Annotated in this window: 20 protein-coding genes; all 20 read right to left on the bottom strand. The window is 65.8% G+C overall.

Annotated elements, in window-relative coordinates; translation table 11 throughout:
• Window positions 1-34: 34 nt before the first annotated feature.
• Window positions 35-1,696 (bottom strand): SulP family inorganic anion transporter, encoded by a 1,662-nt coding sequence (locus tag FAS41_RS10755; protein ID WP_138522010.1) that lies wholly within the window; start codon window positions 1,694-1,696, stop codon window positions 35-37.
• A gap of 132 nt (window positions 1,697-1,828) precedes the next feature.
• On the bottom strand, window positions 1,829-2,074 hold the full coding sequence (locus FAS41_RS10750) for a hypothetical protein (RefSeq protein WP_138522008.1): 246 nt from the start codon (window positions 2,072-2,074) through the stop codon (window positions 1,829-1,831).
• 30 nt (window positions 2,075-2,104) lie between these two features.
• Window positions 2,105-2,992 carry a TIGR01459 family HAD-type hydrolase gene (locus FAS41_RS10745; protein WP_138522006.1) on the bottom strand — a complete coding sequence of 296 codons (888 nt, stop codon included), beginning with the start codon at window positions 2,990-2,992 and terminating at the stop codon, window positions 2,105-2,107.
• Window positions 2,993-3,066: 74 nt separating this feature from the next.
• Window positions 3,067-3,738, bottom strand: coding sequence for a tyrosine-protein phosphatase (locus FAS41_RS10740; RefSeq protein WP_138522004.1), 672 nt, complete (start codon window positions 3,736-3,738; stop codon window positions 3,067-3,069).
• An 85-nt stretch (window positions 3,739-3,823) separates the two neighbouring features.
• Window positions 3,824-4,210, bottom strand: a complete 387-nt coding sequence (locus FAS41_RS10735) for a hypothetical protein (RefSeq protein ID WP_138522002.1) — start codon at window positions 4,208-4,210, stop codon at window positions 3,824-3,826.
• Complete coding sequence (locus tag FAS41_RS10730; RefSeq protein WP_138522000.1) at window positions 4,210-4,563, bottom strand: hypothetical protein; 354 nt, start codon at window positions 4,561-4,563, stop codon at window positions 4,210-4,212. The genes FAS41_RS10735 and FAS41_RS10730 overlap by 1 nt, the downstream gene beginning before the upstream one ends.
• Window positions 4,560-5,390 (bottom strand): SDR family oxidoreductase, encoded by an 831-nt coding sequence (locus FAS41_RS10725; protein ID WP_138521998.1) that lies wholly within the window; start codon window positions 5,388-5,390, stop codon window positions 4,560-4,562. The genes FAS41_RS10730 and FAS41_RS10725 overlap by 4 nt, the downstream gene beginning before the upstream one ends.
• 61 nt (window positions 5,391-5,451) lie before the next feature.
• Entirely contained in the window at window positions 5,452-5,916 is a 465-nt protein-coding gene (locus tag FAS41_RS10720) for a multidrug transporter (protein WP_138521996.1), read from the bottom strand.
• 438 nt (window positions 5,917-6,354) lie between these two features.
• A complete protein-coding gene (locus tag FAS41_RS10715; protein WP_138521994.1) occupies window positions 6,355-7,797 on the bottom strand; it encodes a mannose-1-phosphate guanylyltransferase/mannose-6-phosphate isomerase in 1,443 nt (480 codons plus the stop codon).
• Between the two features lie 337 nt (window positions 7,798-8,134).
• Complete coding sequence (gene algF, locus FAS41_RS10710; protein ID WP_138521992.1) at window positions 8,135-8,797, bottom strand: alginate O-acetyltransferase AlgF; 663 nt, start codon at window positions 8,795-8,797, stop codon at window positions 8,135-8,137.
• Between the two features lie 80 nt (window positions 8,798-8,877).
• Window positions 8,878-10,068 carry an alginate O-acetyltransferase gene (locus FAS41_RS10705; RefSeq protein WP_138521990.1) on the bottom strand — a complete coding sequence of 397 codons (1,191 nt, stop codon included), beginning with the start codon at window positions 10,066-10,068 and terminating at the stop codon, window positions 8,878-8,880.
• Window positions 10,069-10,079: 11 nt separating this feature from the next.
• Complete coding sequence (locus tag FAS41_RS10700) at window positions 10,080-11,642, bottom strand: MBOAT family O-acyltransferase (RefSeq protein WP_138521988.1); 1,563 nt, start codon at window positions 11,640-11,642, stop codon at window positions 10,080-10,082.
• Between the two features lie 379 nt (window positions 11,643-12,021).
• Window positions 12,022-13,134: a mannuronate-specific alginate lyase gene (locus tag FAS41_RS10695; RefSeq protein ID WP_138522378.1), complete on the bottom strand. Its 1,113-nt coding sequence runs from the start codon at window positions 13,132-13,134 to the stop codon at window positions 12,022-12,024.
• Window positions 13,135-13,169: 35 nt separating this feature from the next.
• On the bottom strand, window positions 13,170-14,582 hold the full coding sequence (locus tag FAS41_RS10690) for an alginate O-acetyltransferase (RefSeq protein ID WP_138521986.1): 1,413 nt from the start codon (window positions 14,580-14,582) through the stop codon (window positions 13,170-13,172).
• A gap of 9 nt (window positions 14,583-14,591) precedes the next feature.
• Window positions 14,592-16,232 carry a mannuronan 5-epimerase AlgG gene (gene algG / locus FAS41_RS10685; RefSeq protein ID WP_138521984.1) on the bottom strand — a complete coding sequence of 547 codons (1,641 nt, stop codon included), beginning with the start codon at window positions 16,230-16,232 and terminating at the stop codon, window positions 14,592-14,594.
• Between the two features lie 104 nt (window positions 16,233-16,336).
• On the bottom strand, window positions 16,337-17,770 hold the full coding sequence (locus FAS41_RS10680) for an alginate export family protein (protein WP_138522376.1): 1,434 nt from the start codon (window positions 17,768-17,770) through the stop codon (window positions 16,337-16,339).
• Between the two features lie 101 nt (window positions 17,771-17,871).
• Complete coding sequence (gene algK / locus FAS41_RS10675) at window positions 17,872-19,269, bottom strand: alginate biosynthesis TPR repeat lipoprotein AlgK (protein WP_138521982.1); 1,398 nt, start codon at window positions 19,267-19,269, stop codon at window positions 17,872-17,874.
• A 13-nt stretch (window positions 19,270-19,282) separates the two neighbouring features.
• A complete protein-coding gene (locus FAS41_RS10670; RefSeq protein WP_138521980.1) occupies window positions 19,283-20,452 on the bottom strand; it encodes an alginate biosynthesis protein Alg44 in 1,170 nt (389 codons plus the stop codon).
• A 49-nt stretch (window positions 20,453-20,501) separates the two neighbouring features.
• A complete protein-coding gene (gene alg8, locus FAS41_RS10665) occupies window positions 20,502-21,986 on the bottom strand; it encodes a mannuronan synthase (RefSeq protein WP_138521978.1) in 1,485 nt (494 codons plus the stop codon).
• Window positions 21,987-22,119: 133 nt separating this feature from the next.
• Entirely contained in the window at window positions 22,120-23,430 is a 1,311-nt protein-coding gene (gene algD, locus FAS41_RS10660; protein ID WP_138521976.1) for a GDP-mannose 6-dehydrogenase, read from the bottom strand.
• Window positions 23,431-23,516: the final 86 nt, after the last annotated feature.

The raw sequence follows: 23,516 nt of genomic DNA, 5'->3' as shown, positions 1-23,516 counted from the left end.
CGGGAGCCTCGGCTCCCGTTTTCGTTAGTGGGCATCAGCCCAGTTGTGGCTGTACGCCGGCCAGCGCCAACGCCTCGTGCAGGGTCGGCAGAATGTGTTGCGGCGGAACCAGGGCGGTGATGCCGTGCCGCTCCAGGTCCTGGCGCAGGTAGTCGTTGACTCGCCCGAACACCAGCTGGATGCCTTTGTCCTGCAAGCGCTGGCACAGCTCGCCCAGCGCCCTGGCCGCCGAGTAATCCAGGCTGGTGATGGCCCCGGCATCGATGACGAACCAGGTCAACTCGCCGGGGGCGTGGTCGACCAGTTGGTTGACCTGCTGGGTGAAGAGGTTTTCGTTGGCGTAGAACAGGTCGGCGCCGAAGCGATAGACGATCAGCCCCGGCGAGGTCACTTGCCCGTACTCCACCGGCCGGGCCAGCCAGCGGCCCTGCGGGCCCGGTTCGAGCATCTGGCTGTGGGGCCGGTAGCTGTGGCGGACGTGGTGCAGCAACGACAGCGCCATGGCCAGCAGGATGCCCTGCTCGACACCCACCAGGACCACGGTGGCGGCGGTGACCAGGGCCATGCGGAACTCGGTGGGGCTTTCCGGACGCATCGCCCGCAGCGCCTTCAGGTCGATCAGCCCGAGACCGATGGTGAAGACTACGGCGGCCAGCACGCAGTGCGGCAGGTACTGCAGCCAGTCGCTGAAGAACAGCAGGACCAGCGCCACCACGGCGGCGAAGCCCAGCTGCGCCAACTGGCTGCGGGCGCCCGCCTGGTCGGCCATGGCGGTCTGGGTCGGGCTGCCGTTGACCACGAAGGCACCGCTCACCGCCGCGGCGGCGTTGGCGGCGGCCAACCCCAGGATGTTCGCGTTCTGGTCGTCGTGTTCCTGGTAACGGTCAGCGAACACCCGGCTGGCGGCCGAGGCCTGGGCGATGATCATCACGAAGCAGGCGAAGGCGATGGGCAGCAGGTCGAGCCATTGCTGCCACGCCAGTCGCGGCAGGACCAGCGAAGGTAGCCCGCCAGCGATGGGGCCGAGCACGGTAATGCCGTGGCCGGCGAGGTCGAAGCGGGCGCTGGCGGCGATGCAGCCCACCAGCACCAGCAGCGGAATGGGAAGGCGCGGGCCCCAGCGTTTGGCCGCCAGCAGGATGACGATCAGCGACAGGGATAGCGCGAGGGTCGGGCCGTGGGCCTGCAGCAGGTGGCTTGCCAGGTAGAGCGCCTGGTGAACGCTGTCGCGGGCCGTTACCTCGATGCCGAGCAGATCGCCCCCCATCGCCAGAGCGACCTGCACGCCGACGCCGGCAAGAAAGCCGGTTAGCACGGTGCGTGAGAGGAAGTCAGCGAGGAAGCCCAGCTTCAACAGCCGTGCAATGAGCAGCATGCCGGCCGTCAGCAATGCCACCCCGGCGGCCAACGCCAGGTATTCGGCGCTGCCACCGGGAGCGATGCCGGACAGTCGGCTGGAAAAGATGGTGGCGGTCGCCGAGTCCGCGGCCACTACCAGATGGCGCGAGGCGCCGAACAGCGCGAAAGCCACCAGCGGCAGCAGGGCGGTGTAGAGGCCGACCACCGCGGGCATCCCGGCAATCCGGGCGTAACCCAGCAACTGCGGGATATCCATGGCGGCCAGCGACACGCCGGAAAGGACATCGCGCCAGCCGCGCGTGCGGGAGAGTGGGCGAATACCCGGAAATAGCTTCATGGAACAACCCATCGATCGATGCGCCAGGGGCGATGGCGCATTCGAACAGCTGCCTGGCCGACAGGGCAACGCCTGCTTTCCCGGATGCTCATCGGAACGTCCGGATTGCGCAGTGGAAACGGCCGCTGGAGCTCAGCCGTCCTGCTGCAGCCGGTTCTTGTAGCTGCCGCGAATATTCATCGCCGCCAGGCACAACTGCAGCAGCACCAGCGCATAGGCCTGGGCCGGAATCCCCCAGGCAATCCACAGCGCGTTGCTGGCGAGGAATACCCAGAAGCCGACCTTGCGCCGTTTCCGGTCACGGGAACCGACCAGCCAGGCGGCGAGGACGGTGACCAGCATGGCTGGCCATTGCAGCAGGTCGATCAGCTCGTTCATGGGGGGCGAACTCAGGCGATTGTCCTGAAATCAGACCAGCCCCGGCGCGGCAAAGTGCGGACGAACTGGGTAGCCGTCGAGCAGCGCATTGGTCTTTTTCGGGTCCAGTTCGCCGTTGAAGGGCACGCCCAGCGCCTGGCGGTGAATGCCGGTGGACGCCAGCCACAGGGTGTCGATACGCGCGGCCAGCGCGCCGGGGACGTCGGTCACCAGCGAGTCGCCGACGAACAGGATGTGCTTCGCTCCGCGTGCTTCCAGCTGCCGCTGGGCGATACGGAACGCCGATGGATCGGGCTTGCCGTACCAGTGAACCTTGCCGCCCTCCTCGGCGAAGGCCTCGGCTAGGCGGCCGGCGCCGAATACCGTCTGGCCCCCGGAAACCACCACGCGGTCGGGGTTGGCGCAGAGGAAGGGCTTGTCGGTGGCGCCGCGCAACGGAGCGAAGCGCTCTTCCAGTTCGTCCTGCGGAAAGCTGCCGACGCCGAGGATCACCGACGCGGCGTGGATGTCATCGCAGAAACGCTGGCGAATCTCCGCCGGCCAGGTGGTCAGCGCATCGCCCACGCCAACGGTGTAGATGCCGCCGCGCTGGAATTCCCGTTCATGGGTGAAGGCATCGATGGCCAGCTGGCCGGAGGTGGTGATGCCGGCGAACAGCTCGCGGGAGACGCCCAGGCGCACCAGGGTGTCGGCCATTTCCGGGACGCTGCGCGAGGCGTTGCTCAGGAACCACACCGGCTTGCCCTCGGCGGCGCGGCGGGCCAGCCAGTCGAGGGCGCCGGGGAAGACGTCGACACCGTCGATCAGCACGCCCCAGAGGTCGAGCAGGAAACCGTCGTAGTCGGCGCAGAAGGCATCCAGGCCGGCGTGGTCGATGTAGCGGGTGTGGGTGACGGCGCTGAAGCGGGAGCTGGTCATGGCGTGCCTGTGCAACGGTGGGAGTGCGCCCACGTTAGCGCACTCTTGCCATGACGGTGTGACAGATGCGCCGATCAGTGCGCCGGGTGCAGCACGCTTTCCTCACCGAAAGTGTCCGCCAGCCAGCCCTTGAGCTGGCAGCCGGCGAAGGCCGAGGTGCTGCACTCGCCGCTGGCCAGGGCCTGTTGCAGCTGGCCAATGTCGGCCTTCTGCACGTAGGCGATGGCGTCGGTCATGTCATCTTCGGTGCCGTAGCCGCCCTGGGTCATCTCCTTGAGCGCGTCGTCCTTGCTCCAGCCCTGGACCACGGTGCGGTACATGGCGGCAAACAGGCCGGTGCGGTCGCGCCCGTGCTTGCAGTGCATCAGCACCGGACCGTTCTGCTCGGCGCTCTGCAGGATGCGCAGGACCTTCAGCACGTCGGCGTCATCGACGCGGTCGGCGTGGGTCGGGAAGCTCACCGCCTCCAAATCGTGCTGGCCGATCCATTCGCGGTCGTCGTCCTTGATGAAGCTCACCACGGTCTTCACCCGCAGGCGCTGCAGCTCGGGCACGTTGGCGCTGGCGGGCAGGGCACTGCGGTAGAGGGTCGGCGACATCTGGTAGAGGTTGAACGACTTGTCCACCGGTTTGGCCCAGTCGGCCGGCGTCTCGCCAGCGGCCTGGGCGAGGGGGATGATGCTCTGCAGCGCAGTGCCCAGCAGAGCAGCGGCGATGACGCCACGGAAAATCGAAGGCAGGGACATGGGAACTCCTCTAAGGTCCGCGTCACCTTAGGTGGAGGCCGGTTGTGCCCGAATGAAAAGCAGGTGAAGAAAGCGTGAAGCCTGCTCAGCGCCGGCCGGCAGGCAGGAAGCGCGCAAGCACGCCGGGGCGGAAGAACCACCAGACGCACAGCGGATAGCACAGGTAGTTCAGCGCGTAGATCAGCAGCGCCGCCGGGCTCGGTGTGTTCTTCCAAGCGGCCATGCCGACGAGGATGGCGTAGAGCACTGCCAGCCCGCCGCCGTACAGCGCAGTCAGCCGCCAGCGTTCGCCGATTTCCGCCAGCCGCTTGTGCCGGCGGGCGAACCAGAAGGCCATGGCGGCGGCAATCACGGCTGCTACCAGCAAGGTCGCTGGCACGCCGCCGACCCGTAGCAGCCCGCGCGCCACCACGTTGAGGAAGAAGGCGGCGAGGATGCCGGCGAGGGCGAGGTAGCGGACCGGGTTAGTCATCAGACCCCCTTCAGCAAGTAGGCGCCGGTAAACAGCAGCGCGCTGCTGGTCATCAGTGTGACGGCGAAGGCGCGGCCGTCGGCGAGATCGGCCATCAGGCCGTGCCACAGACGAGTCGAGGTGGCGGCAGCGTTCATCACCTCGCGATTGCGCAGCAGGCCGGCACTGTCATGGCTGCCCTTGAGCATCAGCGCGGCCAGCGCGCAGCAGGCGAAGCCGACGTAGATCGTGGTCTCGCACAGGGCCGCTGCGCTCAGCTCGCCCCGGTACGCCGTCACGCCGATGGCTACGGCCAGTTGCAGCAGGAGGAACGGCAGGAGGATGCGGCTGATGCGAAAGAGGAAGTGCTTCATAGCGCACCGTTGAGGCCAAAGCGCTTCTTCAGCACCTTGTCCAGCAGGCCAGTGGGCAGCCAGCGCGAGAGCAGCGGCAGGGCTCGGCTGCCGTTGCCAATGCGCACCAGGCGCGGGCGCGGGGACTTCTGTGCGGCGGCCAGCAGCGCGCGGGCGAAGTCGCTGGCTGGCGTGGGTTTGTCCTGGGAGGCGGCGGCGCGTGCCTGGATGAACTGGCGCAACGGCCACCAGGCGGAGTCCTCGCTGACCACCGCGGCCATCTCGCGGCTGGCGTTGGCGCCGAAGTTGGAGGCGATGGCGCCGGGCTGGACTTCCATCACCTCGATGCCGAAGGGCGCCAACTCCAGGCGCAGGGCGTCGTTCAGCGCATGCACCGCCGCTTTCGATGCGCAGTAGGCGCCGGCGAAGGGCGTCACCAGCACACCGGACACGCTGCCGATGTTCACCACCAACCCGCGCCGTGTGCGCAGCGCCGGGAACAGTGCGCGGGTGACGCCGACCACGGCGAACACGTTGGTTTCGAACTGTCGGCGGATCGCCTGGCTGCCGCCATCCAGCAGCGGACCCATGGCACCGTAGCCGGCGTTGTTGATCAGCACATCGAGGCCCCCGGCTTCGCGTTGCAGCAGCTCGGCGAGGCGCTCGACGGCGGGCTCGTCGTTGACGTCCAGCAGCACGCCACGCAAACCCGACTGGCCAAGGGCGGCGACGTCTTCGTCGCGGCGGGCGGTGGCCCAGACCTGGTAACCGGCGGCCTGGAAGGCATCGGCGAGGGCGCGGCCGATACCGCTGGAGCAACCGGTGATGAGGGCGACGGGCTGGGGCATGGTGGGGCAGTCCTTGGGCTGTGGGCGGGACTACCGTACCGGATTGTGCGGGGCAGGTGAATCAGTTGCCGAATCGACCGTTCACCCGCTCGGCGCGGAATTCCAGGGTGCTGGCACGGTAGCCGGGGCGCAGCGGCGGCAGCGGCAGGCAGTCGCTCCAGCTGTCGCCGGCGAGCAGCGCACCGGGGCCGCGATAGCGCGGGGCTTCGTAGAGGTTCTCGGCGAGGTCGGTGGTATCGCCGGGACGGTAGGCGGCGACTTTCCAGCGCAGTTCCAGCAGCGGGCGATTGGCGCCGTTCTTCAGGCTGACGGCCAGCGGGCGGCCGGGAGGGCACTGGTCGGGCTGGTAGGCGATGCGCAGCTCCAGGTGTTCGAGCTGTCGGTCGTCGCTGTTGTCCTGCCAGATGGCGATGGCAATCACACAGGCCAGCCCGACCAGGCCGGCGCCGGAGATCGGCAGGGCGCGGGAGGGATAGCGGATCAGCAGGATGATCCAGGTGACGATCAGCAGGATGCCGTACAGCATGGAGCGCTCCGTGGGGGATGTGTGGATACCTTAGCAGGAGCTTCGTCGCGATGGGCTGACGCCGCTCTTTGTCGGAGCGAGTTTTGCCTCGCCGGAGCCAAGGCGGAGCAAGAACGTAGGATGGCGTGGAGCGCAGCGATACCCATCGATTCCCGCGCACCGGCAGCATGGGTATCGCAAGCTCGCGGAACGCTGCTCGCCCCATCCTACGCAAGCGCTCGCCGGGGAGGTCGGCAGGTTGCGGTTCGCGAGCAAGCTCGCTCCTACAGATAGTTGTCACATCTGTTGTGCTGCCAGCCCGACCACGGCGGATAACGCTGGCGAGATATGCGCCTTACGGGTGCCATCGGAGCCGGCGGGCATAAAAAAGCCCCCGCACCATAAGGTGCGGGGGCGTCGGCGCCGATGGGGGAAGCGCCAGGTCCAGTGACCCTCAGTTCAGCGCACTACCGCCTGTACTTCGACGTTTTCGGTGGTACGACCGTAGACATCTTCCAGACGCTCGATGTCGTCTTCGCCCAGGTAGCTGCCCGACTGCACTTCGATGATCTCCAGCGGGATCTTGCCCGGGTTGGCCAGGCGGTGCACCGAGGCGATCGGGATGTAGGTGGACTGGTTCTCGGTGAGCAGGAAGGTATTGTCGTCACAGGTCACCTGGGCGGTGCCGGAGACGACGATCCAGTGCTCGGCGCGGTGGTGGTGCATCTGCAGCGACAGGCGTGCGCCCGGCTTGACGGTGATGTGCTTGACCTGGAAGCGGCCGCCCATGTCCACCGAGTCGTAGGAGCCCCACGGACGGTAGACCTGGCAGTGGTTCTGGGTCTCGCTGCGGCCGGCGGCATCGAGCTGGTTGACCACCTTCTTGACGTCCTGCACGTGGTCCTTGTGGGCGATCATCATGGCGTCCTTGGTCTCGACCACCACGATGTCTTCCAGGCCGACCACGGACACCAGCTTGCCGTTGCCGTGAACCAGGCAGTTGTGGCTGTCATGCACCACCACGTCGCCCATGGTGACGTTGCCATTGACGTCCTTGTCGTGGACTTCCCAGATCGACGACCAGCTACCAACATCGTTCCAGCCGGCGGCCAGGGGGACCACGCAGGCGCGACGGGTCTTTTCCATCACGGCGTAGTCGATGGAGTTGTCCGGGCAGCACTCGAAGGTGGCGGCGTCGATGTTGATCAGGTCGCCGTCGTGCTGGCTGCGCTCCAGGGCGAGCAGGCAGGTGTCGTAGATGTCGGCGTCGTGCTTTTTCAGCTCTTCGAGGAAGCGGCTGGCGCGGAACAGGAACATGCCGCTGTTCCAGAAGTAGCCGCCTTCCTCGACGAATTGCTGGGCACGGGCTTCATCGGGTTTCTCGACGAAGCGCTCGACGCGGATGACGCCGTCCGGCAGGCCGCGCTCGTCGCCGGACTTGATGTAGCCGTAGCCGGTTTCCGGGCGATCGGCGGGCACGCCGAAGAGCACCATCTCACCCTTTTCGGCGGCGTTGGTGGCCAGTGCCAGGGCACGCTGGAAGGCACGCTGGTCTTCGATCACGTGGTCGGCCGGGAGGATCAGCAGCAGTTCGTCACGGCCTTCGGCCATGAGCTTCATGGCGGCGATGGCGACCGCCGGGGCGGTATTGCGGCCGAAGGGTTCGAGCAGGATGGACTGGGTCTTCAGGCTCAGCGCTTCGAGCTGTTCCTGGACAATGAAACGGTGTTCCTGGTTGCTCACCACCACCGGCGGCTCCATGCCTTCGAACACCAGGCGCTCCAGGGTCTGCTGGAACAGCGTGTGCTCGCCGGTCAGGGCCAGGAACTGCTTGGGATACTGTTTGCGCGAAAGAGGCCAGAGTCGCGAGCCGCTACCACCGGAAAGGATTACTGGGATCATCGGGTTTCTCCTAAAGCGTTTGCGTTCTGTCTGCCGGGCCACGTCATGCGGGCCGGCGTGCGGTTTGGGTGACCTCTCCTGTGCTTGCCGTCGTAGCGGCGCACGGGTCCTGCTGCCGGTGTGGGGCCGGTCTTGTTGTTTTGCATATCGGGTCGGGAACGGGGCAGAGCGCCCTCTCCCCAGCCCTCTCCCTGAAGGGAGAGGGAGTTCTTCGTGCCGGCTGATGCCATGGTTTCCACCTGCGCCAATCCAGTCCCCTCGCCCTTCGGAGCGGGGCGCGCAGCCAGGGTTAGGGAGAGGGCGGGCGGTACGCGCTGGCACGTCATCGCCGACTTGCTCAGTCCGCCTTCACCGGGCGCTTGACCCATACCGGGTTCAGCTTGCTGTCACCGGTGACGTAGAGGCAGACCACTTCGCCGCGCTCGAGGGTGACGGGCTTGAGGTCGCTGACCTTCTTCGCGCCGTCGAACAGCGCCAGGTTGACTTTCACCGGGTTGATCTCGCGGTCGCCGTGGCTCTGCGGGGCGACGTTGCTGACTACTTCGGTCTTGCCATCGGCGGTCTTCAGGGTGAGGGCCTTGCCGCTGAGGTTCTGTACGCGGACCAGGGCCTTCTGCTTGTTCTTGAACGGCGGCTCGGGCACCAGGCGTGGCTGGCCGCCGGGTTGGCTGACGAGGGTGTAGTAGGCGTCCGGATCGAGTTTCACCGGCAGGCTCTGGGAGCCGACCTTGGCGGTGTAGTTGCCCGGCGGGAGGAACTTGAAGTCACTGGAGCCCTGCGGGGTAATGTCGTTGAGTGTGGCATTGCCGACGCTGACGGACAGCTCGCCGCTGCCGGCGTTGTAGGCCCGCACGAAGGAAGAGCCCTTGGGTGCCTGCGGGCCGTACAGCGCGCCTTCACCACCGGCGAAGGCGCCGAAGGAGGCGGCGCCCAGGGCGATGGCCAGGGCGGACGACTTCAGGGTGCGAATGCTCACTCGGTTAAAGTTGAGTCGGTTCATGGGGTGTACCTCCGTCTTCTCTCTCGTGTGGGCACGGGAGGTGCCCTGTTCAGCGCTCATTGCGCCGTGGGTTCTTGGGATCACTGAGCGGCTGCCTGGTTGGAAGCCAGGCGTTCGTCGCGGTTACCGTCCGCACGCAGTTGCGCCACCCAGTCCTGGTTGAACTGGCTCAGGTCGCTGTGCATCGGCAGGTAGCGTTCGGGGAATTCCCACACCAGCAGCTTGGCCGGCGCCTTCTTGAAACCTTCGTCCTGCAGGAGTTCGAGCATCGGTTCCAGAGGGCCCTTGCCCTCCTTGGCGTAGTTGATGACGTCCGCCGAGAGCGCCTGTTTCAGCGCGCCGGCGAAGTTCCAGCGCGGGTTGGCGCTGTAGCTGGTGCCGACCAGAGCAACCTGCGGCTGGGCGCTGTCGCCGAACAGGTCGCCACCGCCGGCGCTGTCGTCGCTGGCGGCGGCTTCCTCGGCCGGGTGGGTCTGGCGCTGCTGCAGCTGGTCTTCTTCGGGCAGCAGGTTGGTGAACAGCGGGTCCAGGGGCAGGAAGGTCAGCAGATCGCCCTTGTGTGCGCCGCTCTTGCCGGCCTCGGTGACGAAACTCTGGGTCGGCAGGTTGGCGCCCTGGCCTGCACGGATGCTTTCGCCCAGGCGCTGGGCCACGGCTTCGGCGCCCAGCGGGGTCCAGTGGGTGTCGGTGCGCAGGAAGACCTGGCCGTTGTCCTTGGCCTTTTCCATCGTTTCCAGCAGCTCGGGCGCGGCCATGCCGGCCTGGCGAGCGCGCTGCAGGAAGTCGGTGTAGAGCGAGGCGTGCAGGGCTGCCGGCTGCTCCTTGCCGACGTACTCGGGATACAGGCGTGTCTTGGCCGGAATAATGGCCAGCACCAGCTTTACGCCGCGGCGTTCCAATTCCTGCTGCACGCCACGCACCAGTGCCCAGTTGTCGTCGAGTTGCTGCTGGGTGGGGGCCGGCTTGAACTCTTCATCGGTGAACAGCCAGCCGTCCTTGCCGATCACCACGCCGGGTCGGCCTTCGTCGAAAACGGTGTAGTCCAGCGCGGCCCAGAGATTGGTGCCCAGGCGCTTGATGGGGAATTCGTCGTCGTAATGGCCTTCAAAGGCGTGCGCCAGCTTGCCGTTGAGCACCGTGGTGCCCTCGGCGGCGGAGAAGCTGGGGAAGGCCTTCAGCGACCAGCCGGCAAGGCCCAGCAGCATCCCGCCGAAGGCGGCGATGTAGGCGTACTGAAGGGGCCTGGCGATTCTCTTGGTTTCTACTGACATGGTTGCCTCGCTCAGAACTGGAAGTAGAGGAACGGCGAGTAGCTCTGCGCAGAGAGCTTGAGCACCGAGGCGGCGAAGAGCAGGAGCAGGGCGACGCGGGTGGCCAGCAGCGGCAGCTGGGTCATCCAGTGCGGCTGGTAGACGGCGGCGCCGCTGGGCGAATAGGCAATGGCCGCCGGGTCCTGCTGGGCCATGGCCGGGGTGCGCGGCTGGGCGCTCGCCGGGCCGTCGGCGTCGATCTGTTCGGTCTTCGCAGCGGCCTTGGGTGCCTTGCTCTGCATCGGCTGGTTATAGAACTGGCGCAGGCCGAAGTAGGCGAGCACGAGGTAGGCGATCACCAGGGTGCCGACCTGCAGGCCGGTGAGGCTGGCGCGGTTGAGCTCGGAGAGCTGCCAGTCGCCGAAACTGAACATGGCGGCGTACATGCGCCAGGCCACGTGCAGGTTCTCGGCGCGGAAGATCACCCAGCCGACGATCACCAGCAGGAAGGTGAAAACCCACTTCAGCGGATTGAGCACGCGCGGCGCGGCATTCACGCCCAGTGCACGCTCGATGGCCAGCCACACGCCGTGCCAGGCGCCCCAGAGGATGTAGGTGACGTTGGCGCCGTGCCACAGGCCGCCCAGCAGCATGGTGAGGAACAGGTTGCGGTAGGTCTGGAAGGTGGTGCCGCGGTTGCCGCCCAGGCTGATGTACAGGTAGTCGCGCAGCCAGGTGGAGAGGCTGATGTGCCAGCGCCGCCAGAACTCGGTGATGGACTGGCTGATGTAGGGCTGGTTGAAGTTCTCCATGAAGCGGAAGCCCATCATCAGGCCCAGGCCGATGGCCATGTCGCTGTAGCCGGAGAAGTCGAAGTACAGCTGCGCGGTGTAGGCCAGCGCGCCGAGCCAGGCGTCGCCGGTGGTGGGGTCCTGCAAGGCGAAGCAGTGGTCGGCCACCGCGGCCAGGGTGTCGGCGATGAACACCTTCTTGACGAAGCCCTGCATGAAGCGGGTGCAGCCTTCGGCGAACTTGTCGACGGTGTGGGTGCGGTGGTTGAACTGGTCCACCAGGTCCTTGAAGCGCAGCACGGGGCCGGCGATCAGGTGCGGGAAGATTGCCACGAAGGCCGCGAAGTCGATCAGGTTGTGCGTGGCCGGGGTGTCGCCGCGGTACACGTCGATGATGTAGCTGATCGACTCGAAGGTGTAGAAGCTGATGCCGATGGGCAGCAGGATGTGGGTCAGCACGAAGGGCTGCATGCCGAACGAGGTGATGATCTCGTTGAGGCTGTCGACGCCAAAGTTGGCGTACTTGAAGTAGCCCAGGACGCACAGGTCGACCACCACGCCCAGCAGCAGCCAGCGCTGGGCGGCCTTGGTGCGTACGCCGGCGGCGCCGATGCGCAGGCCGATCCAGTAGTTGAACACGGTGACGCCGGCGAACAGCAGGAGGAAGTCCACCCGCCACCAGGCGTAGAAAATGTAGCTGGCGACCAGCAACAGAAGGTTCCGGTAGCGGTTCCCGCTCAGGTAGTACAGGCCGAGGAAAACCGGCAGGAACAGGAACAGGAACACGTTGGAAGAAAAGACCATTCCGCGTCTCTCTCTGGAGCTTCAAACCTTGAGTGGCTCCGGACCTTCCGGCGTCTTCTCGACGCCCTGAGGAAAGGCCGGGGCAACCCGCCAATTCCTCCCCTGGTGGTGCTTAATCTGTTGCGCCCGCCCGCGTCTTTTTTGCGTGGGTCGGGTGGTGGTGCCGTGCCCCGCGTGTGCGGGATGGGTAGCTCTTTGTAGGAGCGAGCTTGCTCGCGAACCGCTCGGCGCTGGAGCTCTCGGAGACACTGTTCGCGAGCAAGCTCGCTCCTACAGGTCGCCGGCCGAATGACGCGAAGCGTTATCCGCCGAGGTTCGTGCCAGGCTCTCCGGCGCATTACCGCAAGCGGTCATGCGCCCTACGGGGACTGGTGCGTCTTCAGCTCCCCGCCCCCTGACGGTTGAAAACCTTGGTCACTTCACCCCCCAGGCGGAAGCTGTTGAACGGCTCCATCTTCTTCTTCCAGTCCTGGGTCTTGGGCGCGCAGCTGTAGAGCGCGCAGTAGGGTTCCAGCCAGGCGAACTTGCTGTTCTCCTTCAGGTCGGCCATGTCCTGGTCGTTGCCGGTCTTCTGGTCGAACGCGTCCTGGTCGTCCACGCCTTGCATCACACGGTTGGCCAGGCGCTGCAGGGCACCGTTGTTTTCCTGGCGCAGGTCGACGCCGTTCACCTGGGCGAAGGCGGCGATCATGGTCAGCGGCGGCAGCGAGTAGTTGTGGTAGGAGAGGGCGCGCTGGCGGCGCTTGAGTTCGTTGGGCAGGTAGCCGTCGTTGTCCACCTGGTTGGCGGCGACCTTGAACTCCTGTACCGACCAGTCGAACAGGTCGCGGCGGTTGGTCACCACGGCAGTGGACATCACGGACCACGCGGCCCAGTAGGAGTGGTTGTTGATCTTCTTCAGCGGCAGGTCGCTCCAGTCGCGCACCACCTGGCTGCCCAGGGTGCTGAACCAGTTCTCGATCTCCTTCGACTGCTCGCCATAGGCGGCCAGCGGCCGGCTGCTGGAGAACTTCAGGCGCATGTAGGAGGACGACAGGCTGCCCAGCGCCCATTTGCGCATGGACTTGCCGGTGTGGTTGAAGTCAGTGCTCTCCAGCGCGCCGGCTTTTGCCCACGAATCCAGCCAGCTCATCGCGCAATCAAGGTCGCCCTTGTTGCCGCTGCGCATGTACTGGGTGATGAGCTTGGTGGCGCCGCGCTCCATGTCGGTGATGTCCTTGATCTGGGTGCGGAACTCCTTGTCCGCCTCCGCATTGAAGGTGGCGCGTGCCGAGTCCGAACCCTTGTACTTGCTGGTGAATTGCAGGCTGCCGGTGTACGGCGTGGGCGCGGTGGGGCAGCTGTCCGCATCCTTCTTGCTGCCTTTCTCACCGACGGCGGAGAAGTAGCCCGGCGGCGGCATCAGGTCGGCGGCGTAGGTGGTGCTTTCGCCGAACAGTGCGCCGAGCACCGCGATGGTCAGGCCGATGCGGGCGACGACGGGCGTCTTGATCTTGTGGAGGCTGGGCATGGTATTCGTCCCTCGCTTCAGTTGGCGGCCACGTCGGCCGACTTGGCTTTGGGCGTCTGACAGAGCTTGGCCTCGACTTCCAGGCCCGCCGGCATGTCGTCCGGCGCCTCGATCTCCAGGGAGAGGAACTGCTGGTTCGACCAGTCTTCGTCGTTGCGCAGCTCGAAGACGTAGCGTCCGCCGGTATCCACGGCCTTGGACTGCTCGATCTTCAGCTGCTCGCGACGACCGTTCATGTACCAGATGGTGTTCTTGAGCTCGTGCACGCCGGGGTCGGAGTAGGTGACGTCGGCGGTGTAGCTGCCCGAACGGATCGGCAGGGCGCCGCTGTTGAGCAGCACCTCGTTGCTGCCCGCGTGCAGCTTGACCTTGCGGCTGATGGCCGGTTTGCCGTCGGCGCAGCCGTTGTCCACCAGCGGCATGGCCTGGCGGTAGAAACTCTTCTGCGCCATGTCGTAGTGGGTGGCGAATTCCCAGATGAGGATCTTCGGCGGCTTGTCGTGGAATTCCTTGCTGGTCATGTAGGCCAGCAGGGAGCTGTCGAAGCCGCCGCCGGACACGGCGTTGTTGAGGATGTCGACCTTGCCGTACTGCTCCAGGAAGCCGGCGAAGTTGTACGCCGGGCCGCTGTTGGACGTACCCACCAGCGCAACCTGGGCATCGCCGCCTTCACCGAACAGGTCGCCGCCGCCCGAATCGCCCACCGGCTCGGTCTCGAAGCGGTCGACGTACTGCGGTGCGTAGCTGCTGCCGCACAGTTGCGCGGCGGCCTTGTGGAAGGTGCCCAGCTTGGACAGCAGGCCCACGCGCTTGCTCTCGAATTCCTTCTTCGGAATGTCGTTGTAGGCGGGGATTTCCTTCAGGGTCTGGGCCACGATCTTCGCGCTGCGCATGGCGCCGTACGGGGTCCAGTGGTGGTCGCCCTTGAAGTAGTACGGGTGCTCCTGCTTCTCGTCGAACAGCGGGGAGAAGTCGGGGGTGTAGATGCCGGCCTTGCGGAACTGGGCGATGGCCGCCTGGTAGTTCTTTTTCGCCAGGTCGTAGTTGAAGCTGGCTTTCTCCTGCGGGTTGAGCTTCTCGCGGTTCACCAGGCCACGCGTGGGCTGGTAGACCACGACGAGGTCGATGCCCTTGCGCTTGAGTTCGTCGCGCAGTTGCTTGAGCTCGCGCCAGCCTTCGGCGCTGGTGCCGAAGTCGGTGCGCAGGTCGTAGGTGGTGCGGAACAGCCAATCTTCCTGGGCCGGCACCAGGTGGGTGAAGAAGCCCAGGTACTTGGTGTTGTACGCCGCGTCGTTGGAGGCGGTGGGGCACAGGCCGGCGGCCGGTTGCGCGGTGTAGCTCGGGGCGTCGGCGGCGCCGGCCTGCTGCGCGATGAGCAGAGCCGCAGTGAGGCCCGACAGGCGCAGGAAATTGACAGTCATACGTTTCATGGTCGGTCCTCAGTTCTGCAGTTCGGCCTGGCTTTCGACGGGGTCGATCAGCACCGCGCGTTGCTGGCGCACCAGCAGGTCCAGGATCTGGTCCTGCTTCTCGCCAAGCACGCCGTTGAAGCTGATGCCGGAAGATTTGGTCGGGCCGAGCATGGCCACCTTGTAGAGCTCCAGCGACAGCGGCGAGTCCACCGACAGCGGGCCCGAGCCATTGCCGGCCAGCTTGCCGCCGACCACGATCAGCGAGACCTTGGTGTCGAAGGGGTCGAGGTCGATGTTGCGGTCGGTGTCGGTGAGGTCCTTGATGTGGCCGTAGACGCCGATCAGCTTGTTGCCCGCTGCGAGGTTCTCGTACAGGCGGATGTTCACGCTGTTACGGATGCGGATGCCGTGGCGCAGGTTGGCCAGCACCTGGTTGCCGTAGATGAGGTTGTCGCCGGACTCGTAGAGCGTGATGCCGTCGGAGTGGTTGCGGTACACCTCGTTGTAGGCCACCAGGTTGCGCTCGGAATTACGGTCCAGGACGATCCCGGAAAGGTGGTTGTCGTAGGTCTTGTTGTGGATGATCCAGCTGTCGTTGACCTCACGGGAAACGATGATGCCGTGCTTCTTCTTCGTCCCGTAGACGGTATTCTCGGCGATGACCAGACGGTGCGAGCGGTCATGCGGGTCGATGCCGTAGACGATGTTGTTCTTGTAGGTGTTGCCGCGCACCACCAGGTCGTCGGCCTCATAGCAATAGAAGCCGTACCAGGCGTCCTCGAAGGTCGAGCCGATCACCCAGCCTTTGGGGCGCGGGCGCTTCATGGTCTTGTCCATGCCCGGGCTGTACTGCGAGATGGAGATGCCGTAGGCCTTGGAAGCGTTGTAACCGAAACTGGTGAAATGGCTGTTCACCAGGTAGGCCTCGGCGCCACCCCAGGAGATCAGGAAGGGGCGGAATTCGTTGGGCGTCTTGTACCAGGCCGGTTCCTGCTTCGCCTCGTTCCAGGCGGTGACCTTGGTGTCACGCACGAACAGCTTGCCGTCGTTGACCAGGAACGAGCCGCGATCCTGGGACAGGCGCAGTTCCTTGACCTTGCCGTCGATCTCCAGGGTTGCGCCCTGGCTGACGACGATGGGCAGGCGGGCGATGAACACGCCCGGCTCGGTCTGTTCCAGGGCCGTCTTGGGCAACTTGCCGGCCAGTTCCGCGAGGTTCACGTAGCCGCCGTCGATGAAGATTGCCTGGGGCATCTGGCGCTGGCGTTTCACCCACTCGGCGAGGCGGTTCTTGCCGCCGGTGAATTCTTTCAGAGGCTGCTGCTGGACCATGCGTTCAACGCGGGCTTGGCCGCGCTTGTTGCGCTCGATCTTCTTCTCTACCTCCTCGGCGGTGTAGCCGGAGAGGTCGGGCAGCTTGGGCGGCTCCAGGTGCAGCGGTTCGCTGGGGGCGGCGGTGACGGTGTAGTTGCCGGACTCCTTCAGCGTCTGGGTGTGGCCGGGTTCGGTGGCCGGGTGCTGTTCGGCGGAGTTGCCTTGAGCATCCTTGGCGATGCTGGTCGCGGCCTTGGCCGCGGGCTGCGCCGCCCAGGCCGGCGCGCCGGCGCTGAGCAGGCCGCCGAGCAGCAGCGCGGTCAGCGGCAGGGCGTGTAACGGGTGGCGGTTCATGGCCGTTTCTCCTTGCGCGCGGGCCTCCACCGGGCACGCGACAACGCGCCGGGTACGGCGGAAAGCGAGCGTGGGTAAGTGGTGGAGGGTCATCGCTACAGTCCTCAGAAGCGCCAGATCACATCGACGAAGGCGTGGTGCATGGTCGAGTCGACGTGGCTGCCGTAGGCGTCGCCGGGCTTGAACACGCCGCCGCGGAAGCGGATCAGTGCCGACGGCTCGTCGATCGCCTGGCTCATCGAGGCCGGCAGCAGGCCCTGCTTGAAGTACTTGGTGACGACCAGGTCGACTTCCTGGCCGACGTCTTTCGAGTCGTTGACCATCGGCGCGGTGATGCCGCTGTTGCCGATGTCGGAGTCGCCGTCCACGCGCCAGAACTTGTGGTACACCAGGCTCGCGTCATAGTCCTCGCGCAGCTGCCAGGAGCCGAACAGGGTGGCGTCCTGGAGGTTCGAGAGTTCGCCGCGGAAGGCCTCGCCGAAGCGGTGCACGCGCGAGCGGGTGCCGGTGAAGTTGGAGCGGTTGCTTTCCAGGCCGGTCTGCTGGAACTGGTCCTCGCCGTCCTTGCCGCCGCCACTGCCACGGGCGTAGCCGATACCGGTCTTCCACTGTTCGTCGATGTTCCAGCGCAGGCCCAGGTCGACGCCGTAGGCGTTGACGTCGCCACTCTGCTTGCCGGTGGCGATGCGGTCGTCGCCGACGGTGGTGCTGGTCAGGCGGTCGCGGTTGCCGGTCAGCCAGGTCGCGCTGGCCCAGTAGTTGAGCGGCATCTGCGAGCGGTAGTTGTAGGCGTCGCCGGTGGCTTCGATCCCCACCCAGGTGAGGTCACCGGTGTAGGTCTTGTCGAGCGAGTCGATCTCTTCGCCCGGGTCCTTCAGGTGGCCACTGTCGTCGGCGTGGTGCAGGCGCAGACCGACCCAGTGGTTGGGTGCCCATTGCGTGGAGATGTCGCCGAAGAAGTGGGTACGGTCCTTGTCTTCCGGGGCCAGCTCGGTGAGGTCGGTACGGTATTCGGAGAAGCGCTGGGCGACGCCGGCGTGGGCGCGCAGCAGGGTGGTGTCGAAGGTCCAGTTCAGCGCTTCGATGTTGGTGTCCTGCCATTGGCCGCTGTCATCGCGCAGACGCTGGCGACCGAAGCGCAGGTGCTCGCCCGGATACTGGGTAAGGCCGGCATAGTCGACCCAGAATTCGCGCAGGGCCAGGTAGCTGTCGTCGCGCTCGCGGCCGTCGTCGCTGTTGTCGTCACCGTCGGCGCTGGCGTTGTCTTCCTGCAGGGTGTCGGTCTGGATGGTGTCGGTGGCGGTCACCGCCTGGCCCATGGTGTAGGCGCTCCAGTCGCCCCATTGGCCGAAGGCCCAGGGGCGCACGTCCAGGCCGAGGCCGTTGAGATCGCCGCCGTGGGCGGTGCCCAGGTCTCGGTCATCCTCGGATTCGGCGGTCACCTTGATGTCGATGCCGAAGTTCTTGGGTGGCTCTTCCGCCGCGTGGGCGAGGCTGCCGAACAGGGTGCCGGCGAGGCTCAGGCTAGCGCCGAGCATGGCGGGGAGCAGGCGGGCGCGGCGAACAGCAGAAGCCAGAGCACGCGGTTGAACGCCATCGACGAGAGCAAACAGCGGAGTGGTCATCGGGTCGGTGCGCTTCATAGATTTTCTTGTTCCTGGTTGTTCTGCAGAAGGCTGACGGTGGCTTGCCAGTTGGCGCCGCGAGCCTGTTCTTCACGCTTGAGCAGTTGTTGCGCGGCGCTGCGGTCGGCCGGCTGGATCTGCGGTTCGATCTGCGCCATCAGGTCGCTGGCGGTGGGCACCTGCTGGCGCTGGGCGAGTTCGCCGAAGACGTAGGCATTGACCAGGTTCGGGCGCACACCGCGGCCCTGCGAATAGAGTTGGGCGAGGGCCATGTCGGCGCTAGCCTGGCCGGCACGGGCGGCGATCAGCAGGTGGTCCACGGCTTTCTGCGGGTAGACCTGGCCGAGGAAACCACGGCGGTAGATCTGGCCCAGGTAGTAGTGCGCCTGGGGCTCGCTGGCGGCGGCCTTGAGCAGGTGCTGCTCGGCCTTCTGCGGCTCCTGCGGGGCCCACTTGCCGTCGTAGTAGAGGCGCCCGAGCAGCAGCTCGGCGCGGGGCTGGGCGGCGTCCTGGGCCTTCTTCAGGTAGTCGAGCATCTGGTCCAGGTCGCCCAGGTCGGGGTTGTCGTATTGCAGCTTGGCCAGGCTGACCCAGGCGGCCGGGTAGGTCGGCGCGATCTCGGTGAGCAGTGCCTGGGCGGCCTGCGGGTCGGCGGTGCCGATGTTCGGGTCGGCCAGCACGCCGGCTACCGACTCGACGCGCTCGGACGGCACGCGACCGGCCTTCCAGCCTGCCTTGAGTGCTTCGATATGGGCTTTCTGCTTATCCGCGTTGCCCTGCTTCTGGTACACGGTGGCCAGTTCCATCCAGCACACGTCCATGCGGTTCAGCCAGCGCTGGCAGACCTGTTCGACTTCGCTCAGGTGCTGGTCGTAGGTGCCCTGGGTGCGGTACAGGATGATCTGCGCCAGGTCCGCCTGCGGCAGGCCCTGGGCGCGCCACTGGTCGATGCGCTGTTGCGGGTTCACGTTCGGCCAGGCCTGCGGGTACTGCAGGTAGAGGACGATCAGCGGCACCAGCGCGCTGTCTTCGCCTTCGTTGAAGGCGCGGCTCAGCAGTTGCTCGGCTTCGCGGTGCTCGGCGTCGGTGCCGCCGGGCTTGGCTGCCAGCCATTTGCCCAGACGGGCGCGGGCGCGTGGGGAGCTTTCGGCGGCTTCGCGGTAGAGCTTCTCGGCGCGCGCCTGTTCGTCAGGGTCGCCAGTGGCGGCCTGCATGTCGGCCAGTCCGACCTGTGCGTCGGCGTAACCCAGGGTCGCCAGGGCCTGGAAGTTGGCCTGGGCGGTGGCGATGTCGCCGCGCTCCAGGGCTTCCTGGGCCAGTCGCTGGTCGGGCAGGCCGGCGCAACCGGCGGCTGCGGCGATGGCCAGTGCCAGAGCCAGATGCGGGGCGTGTCGGAAGACAGGTCGATTCATGCGGGCGGTCCTCTTAGCGGGCGGTGGCCAGGGCCATCGCCTTGTTCAGCAGGGTGCGGCCTGGCAGGCCGCCGATGCTGACTTCAGTCGGGCGGCCAGCCATCTGGCTGTCGAGCGGCTGGTCGGGGGTGATCTGCACGCGGATTTCCGAGGACAGGTCACCGTCCACCGGCGCGGTGCGCAGGATGCGGCCGCCGCGCACTTCGCTGTCGCCGGCGACCTGGAAGTTCACGTGGGTGCCCGGCGAAAGCTCGGCGGCGTTGCGGTAGGGGAAGCGCGCCTCGACGGTGGCGGTGCTGTCGCGCGGGGTCAGGGTGAAGATCACGTCGCCCTTGTTGGCGAACTGGCCGTTGGCGACGCGCTGCTCGACCACGCGGCAGTCGCACGGGCTGGTCAGGGTGCCCTTCATCTGGTGGCCGAAGAGCTTCTCGATGTTGCTCGGGTTGAGCTGTTCTTCGGTCAGGTTGCCCTTGAGCAGGTCCAGCAGGTTGGCGGAGAAGGAAGCGATCGGCGCGCCCTTGGCGACTTCCGCGCCCGGCTCCACCAGGCTTTCCACGGTGCCTTCGCGGGGCATGGTGATCTGCTGGTTGGCCACGCTGACCACGCCCGAGTCGGCGTGGGTGACGAAGTACAGGTTGTAGATCTGGTTGAGGATCACCGCGAAGGCGCCGACACCGACTACGAAGATCGCCGTGCTCACGGTGACCGCGCGGAAGCGCCCGAAGAAGCCCATGCCACCGGAGCCGGCACCGTGCTTGCGGGCCTTGGTGAAGTTCTCGCGCTGCAGGGTGTTGAGCATGTCGCCCACGCTGACCACTTCACCGGCCAGGTAGGAGGTGATCAGGTAGCGCAGGGCGGCGATCTCGCGCGGCTTCAGGTGCTGGAATTCGCAGCCGACGCGGCCGCTGTCGCGGTCGAAGGAGCGCACCTGGAATTCCACTTCCAGGGAGAAGCTGATGCTGTCGATCTGGAACAGCAGCTTGCCTTTGTGCAGGTCGCCGACCTGCACCGGCGTGCCGCTGGTGCTGAAGGCGAAGCCACCGGCGGACAGGTCCAGCAGGCGCGCATCGACGCCTTCGCGGTTGCCACCGATGTAGCGGATGCGCGCGGGCAGCTTGACCCGTGCGTGCTGGCGCTGGGCTTCGGATTCATGCACGACATTGACGTTGACGGCGGTATTCATGGGGTCGAGTCCTGTTCGTAGCTAAAAGGGGCGTGGCTAAAGGGAGCCTTCAGACGATGGTCAGCAGTACGGCGACGAAAACGCTGGCCGCGGAAAAGGTCATGGCGCGCGAGGACCAGGTGTTGAACCAGCGCTGGAAGCTGGCCAGGCCGCGATCGAGCTTGGTGTTCTGGCGGGTCCAGGACTGCTGGTCGAGGCGGAAGAACACGTAGATCTTCACCAGGGCGCCGACGATCTGGTTGTAATAAAGAATTGCGGGATAGGCCGGCCCGATGTGATGGCCCGACAGCGACAGCAGCAGGGTCAGCACGAAGCGAGTGATGCCGATCCACAGCAGGTAGATGAGCAGGTAGGCGATGCTGTACTTGATGCTGGCGATGATCGCGGCGACCAGGCCCAGCAGGCAGGTCCACATCGACAGGCGCTGGTCGAACAGCACCACGCTGGTGAACCAGCCCAGGCGTTGCGGGCCCAGGGCCAGGGCGCGGGAGTTCTGCCGCAGGTTGTTGCCGTACCAGCGGAACATCAGCTTGCGGCTGGCCTTGATGAAGCTCTTCTCCGGCGGGTGCTCGACCGTGTTGATCGCCGCGTCCGGCACGTAGAAGGTGTCGTAGCCCAGGCGCATCAGGCTGTACCAGCTGGACTTGTCGTCGCCGGTAAGGAACTGGAAGCGGCCCAGGCGCCAGTGGTCCAGGTGATCGCTTTCCACGTCGGTGATGAAGTCCGGATCGGTGACCACCGCGGCGCGGAACACCGACATGCGACCGGTCATGGTCAGTACGCGCTTGGACAGGGCCATCGAGCACATGTTGATGTGGCGCTGGGCGAAACGCAGCTTGTGCCACTCGCTCATGATGTAGCTGCCGCGCACTTCGCAGAATTCGTTGGTGGTCAGACCGCCGACGTTGGGGAAGAGCTTGAACCAGGGCACGGTCTTCTTGACCACGCCAGGTTCCAGCACGGTGTCGCCATCGATCACCGCGACTACCGCGTGCTCGTCCGGCAGGTGGCGGGAGATGGCGCGGAAGCCGTGGGCCAGGCCGTCGCGCTTGCCGGTGCCGGGGATGCGCACGAAGTCGAGTTCGACGTGGTCCGGCGGGTTGAGCTTCTGCCACTGCTGCTTGATCAGCACCTCGTCGGACATCTCGACGATGGAGCACACCACGGTGGTGGGGTAGCCGCAGGCAATGGCTTCTTCGATGACCGAGCGATAGACCATGGAGGTGGTCAGCGCGTCGATACGGAAACTGGTGACCATCAGGTACACGTGGGACGGGTCGGCCGCATCGCCGAGCTTGCGTACCTTGCGGCGGTAGTGCGGGTAGACCCCATAGAGGAACAGCATGCCGCGCAGGAAGTGCAGGCCGCCCATGGAATAGCGCCAGATACCGACCGCGCCGATCAGCAGCAGGAAGTCCTTGGATTCGGCGTCGAATACGGTGGGCGGCACGAGCAGTGCCAGCAGCATCAGCAGGCCGAGGAAGACCAGCCAGCCGGTGGCTTCACCGATCACGCGTTTGTAGGTTTCCATCATCGAAATCCGTCTGTCGCTTGGTGGGCGGGTGGCTCTTGTAGGAGCGAGCTTGCTCGCGAACCCGCCTGGCACACTGGTGCTGTCGGATAGTTCATTCGCGAGCAAGCTCGCTCCTACGAAGAGCTGGTGGCGCTTACCAGCAGATGCCTTCGGCGCGCTCGTCGCTGACGCTCGGCATGAAGCCGATCAGGTCGACGACCTTCTTGCCTTCAGGCGCCTTGTTCACCACGTCGACGAACAGCTCGTCACCGTTGCCCAGCACCAGGACGTCGGAGGACTTCACGACCGCGTCCAGGTCCGAGACCAGCAGCGAGGAGACGTGCGGGATCTTCGATTCGATGTACTCCTTGTTCGCGCCATGGACGCGGGCGTACTCGACGTTGCGGTCGAAGATCTGCAACTCGTAGCCCTTGCCGATGAGCATCTCGGCCAGTTCCACCAGTGGGCTTTCGCGCAGGTCGTCGGTACCGGACTTGAACGACAGGCCGAGCAGGCCGACCTTGCGGCTGCCGTGGGCGGCGATGATGTCGAAGGCCTTCTGTACCTGGTGCTGGTTGCTGCGCATGATCGAGCCGAGCATCGGGTGTTCGATGTCCAGCTGGCTGGCGCGGTAGGTCAGGGCGCGTACGTCCTTGGGCAGGCAGGAGCCACCGAAGGCGAAGCCGGGCTTCATGTAGTAGCGCGAGAGGTTCAGCTTGCGGTCCTGGCAGATCACGTCCATCACTTCGCGGCCATCGACGCCGACGGCCTTGGCGATGTTGCCGATCTCGTTGGCGAAGGTGACCTTGGCGGCATGCCAGACGTTGCAGGTGTACTTGATCATCTCCGCGACCTCGATGGTCTTGCGGATGATCGGCGCGTCCAGCTCGCGGTAGATTTCTTCCAGCAGGTCGCCGGTCTGGGCGTCCAGCTCACCGATGACGGTCATCGGCGGGAAGTCGTAGTCCTTGATCGCGGTGGATTCGCGCAGGAATTCCGGGTTGGTGCCCACGCCGAAGTCGGCGCCGGCCTTCTTGCCCGAGCAGTCCTCGATGATCGGGATCACCACGTTGTTGACGGTGCCCGGCAGCACGGTGCTGCGCACGACCACGGTGTGACGCTCTTTCTTCTCGCGGATGGCGTAGCCGATCTCGCGGCAGACGGACTCGATGTAGCCCAGGTCCAGGTCGCCGTTCTTCTTGCTCGGGGTACCGACGCAGATGAACGACACGTCGGTGTCCAGTACGGCCTTCTTGAAGTCGGTGGTGCCGGACAGGCGGCCGGTACGGATGCCCTGCTGCAGCAGCGGCTCCAGGCCCGGTTCGACGATGGGCGACTTCCCATTGTTGATCAGATCGATCTTGGTGGTGGACACATCCACCCCAACGACTTCATGGCCTCGTGCGGACAGGCAGCCGGCACATACTGCGCCAACATACCCAAGACCAAAGATGCTGATACGCATCGCATTCACCTCTTCAATGGTCGAACTGTTTAAAGTTGCCCGGTAGGGCGATTTTTAAAGGCTGCAAGAACCCGCGGAAGATGCTC

The organism is Pseudomonas nicosulfuronedens (assembly GCF_005877905.1).
Classification (GTDB): Bacteria; Pseudomonadota; Gammaproteobacteria; order Pseudomonadales; family Pseudomonadaceae; genus Pseudomonas; species Pseudomonas nicosulfuronedens.
The sequence above is the reverse complement of the archived record's forward strand: the minus strand, read 5'-3'. Positions and strand labels throughout refer to the sequence as shown.

Excerpts from the sequence above, each read along its gene's own strand:
- FAS41_RS10755 (WP_138522010.1), bottom strand. The coding sequence starts at position 1,696 with ATGAAGCTATTTCCGGGTATTCGCCCACTCTCCCGCACGCGCGGCTGG.
- FAS41_RS10750 (WP_138522008.1), bottom strand. The coding sequence starts at position 2,074 with ATGAACGAGCTGATCGACCTGCTGCAATGGCCAGCCATGCTGGTCACC.
- FAS41_RS10745 (WP_138522006.1), bottom strand. The coding sequence starts at position 2,992 with ATGACCAGCTCCCGCTTCAGCGCCGTCACCCACACCCGCTACATCGAC.
- FAS41_RS10740 (WP_138522004.1), bottom strand. The coding sequence starts at position 3,738 with ATGTCCCTGCCTTCGATTTTCCGTGGCGTCATCGCCGCTGCTCTGCTG.
- FAS41_RS10735 (WP_138522002.1), bottom strand. The coding sequence starts at position 4,210 with ATGACTAACCCGGTCCGCTACCTCGCCCTCGCCGGCATCCTCGCCGCC.
- FAS41_RS10730 (WP_138522000.1), bottom strand. The coding sequence starts at position 4,563 with ATGAAGCACTTCCTCTTTCGCATCAGCCGCATCCTCCTGCCGTTCCTC.
- FAS41_RS10725 (WP_138521998.1), bottom strand. The coding sequence starts at position 5,390 with ATGCCCCAGCCCGTCGCCCTCATCACCGGTTGCTCCAGCGGTATCGGC.
- FAS41_RS10720 (WP_138521996.1), bottom strand. The coding sequence starts at position 5,916 with ATGCTGTACGGCATCCTGCTGATCGTCACCTGGATCATCCTGCTGATC.
- FAS41_RS10715 (WP_138521994.1), bottom strand. The coding sequence starts at position 7,797 with ATGATCCCAGTAATCCTTTCCGGTGGTAGCGGCTCGCGACTCTGGCCT.
- algF (WP_138521992.1), bottom strand. The coding sequence starts at position 8,797 with ATGAACCGACTCAACTTTAACCGAGTGAGCATTCGCACCCTGAAGTCG.
- FAS41_RS10705 (WP_138521990.1), bottom strand. The coding sequence starts at position 10,068 with ATGTCAGTAGAAACCAAGAGAATCGCCAGGCCCCTTCAGTACGCCTAC.
- FAS41_RS10700 (WP_138521988.1), bottom strand. The coding sequence starts at position 11,642 with ATGGTCTTTTCTTCCAACGTGTTCCTGTTCCTGTTCCTGCCGGTTTTC.
- FAS41_RS10690 (WP_138521986.1), bottom strand. The coding sequence starts at position 14,582 with ATGAAACGTATGACTGTCAATTTCCTGCGCCTGTCGGGCCTCACTGCG.
- algG (WP_138521984.1), bottom strand. The coding sequence starts at position 16,232 with ATGAACCGCCACCCGTTACACGCCCTGCCGCTGACCGCGCTGCTGCTC.
- FAS41_RS10680 (WP_138522376.1), bottom strand. The coding sequence starts at position 17,770 with ATGCTCGGCGCTAGCCTGAGCCTCGCCGGCACCCTGTTCGGCAGCCTC.
- algK (WP_138521982.1), bottom strand. The coding sequence starts at position 19,269 with ATGAATCGACCTGTCTTCCGACACGCCCCGCATCTGGCTCTGGCACTG.
- FAS41_RS10670 (WP_138521980.1), bottom strand. The coding sequence starts at position 20,452 with ATGAATACCGCCGTCAACGTCAATGTCGTGCATGAATCCGAAGCCCAG.
- alg8 (WP_138521978.1), bottom strand. The coding sequence starts at position 21,986 with ATGATGGAAACCTACAAACGCGTGATCGGTGAAGCCACCGGCTGGCTG.
- algD (WP_138521976.1), bottom strand. The coding sequence starts at position 23,430 with ATGCGTATCAGCATCTTTGGTCTTGGGTATGTTGGCGCAGTATGTGCC.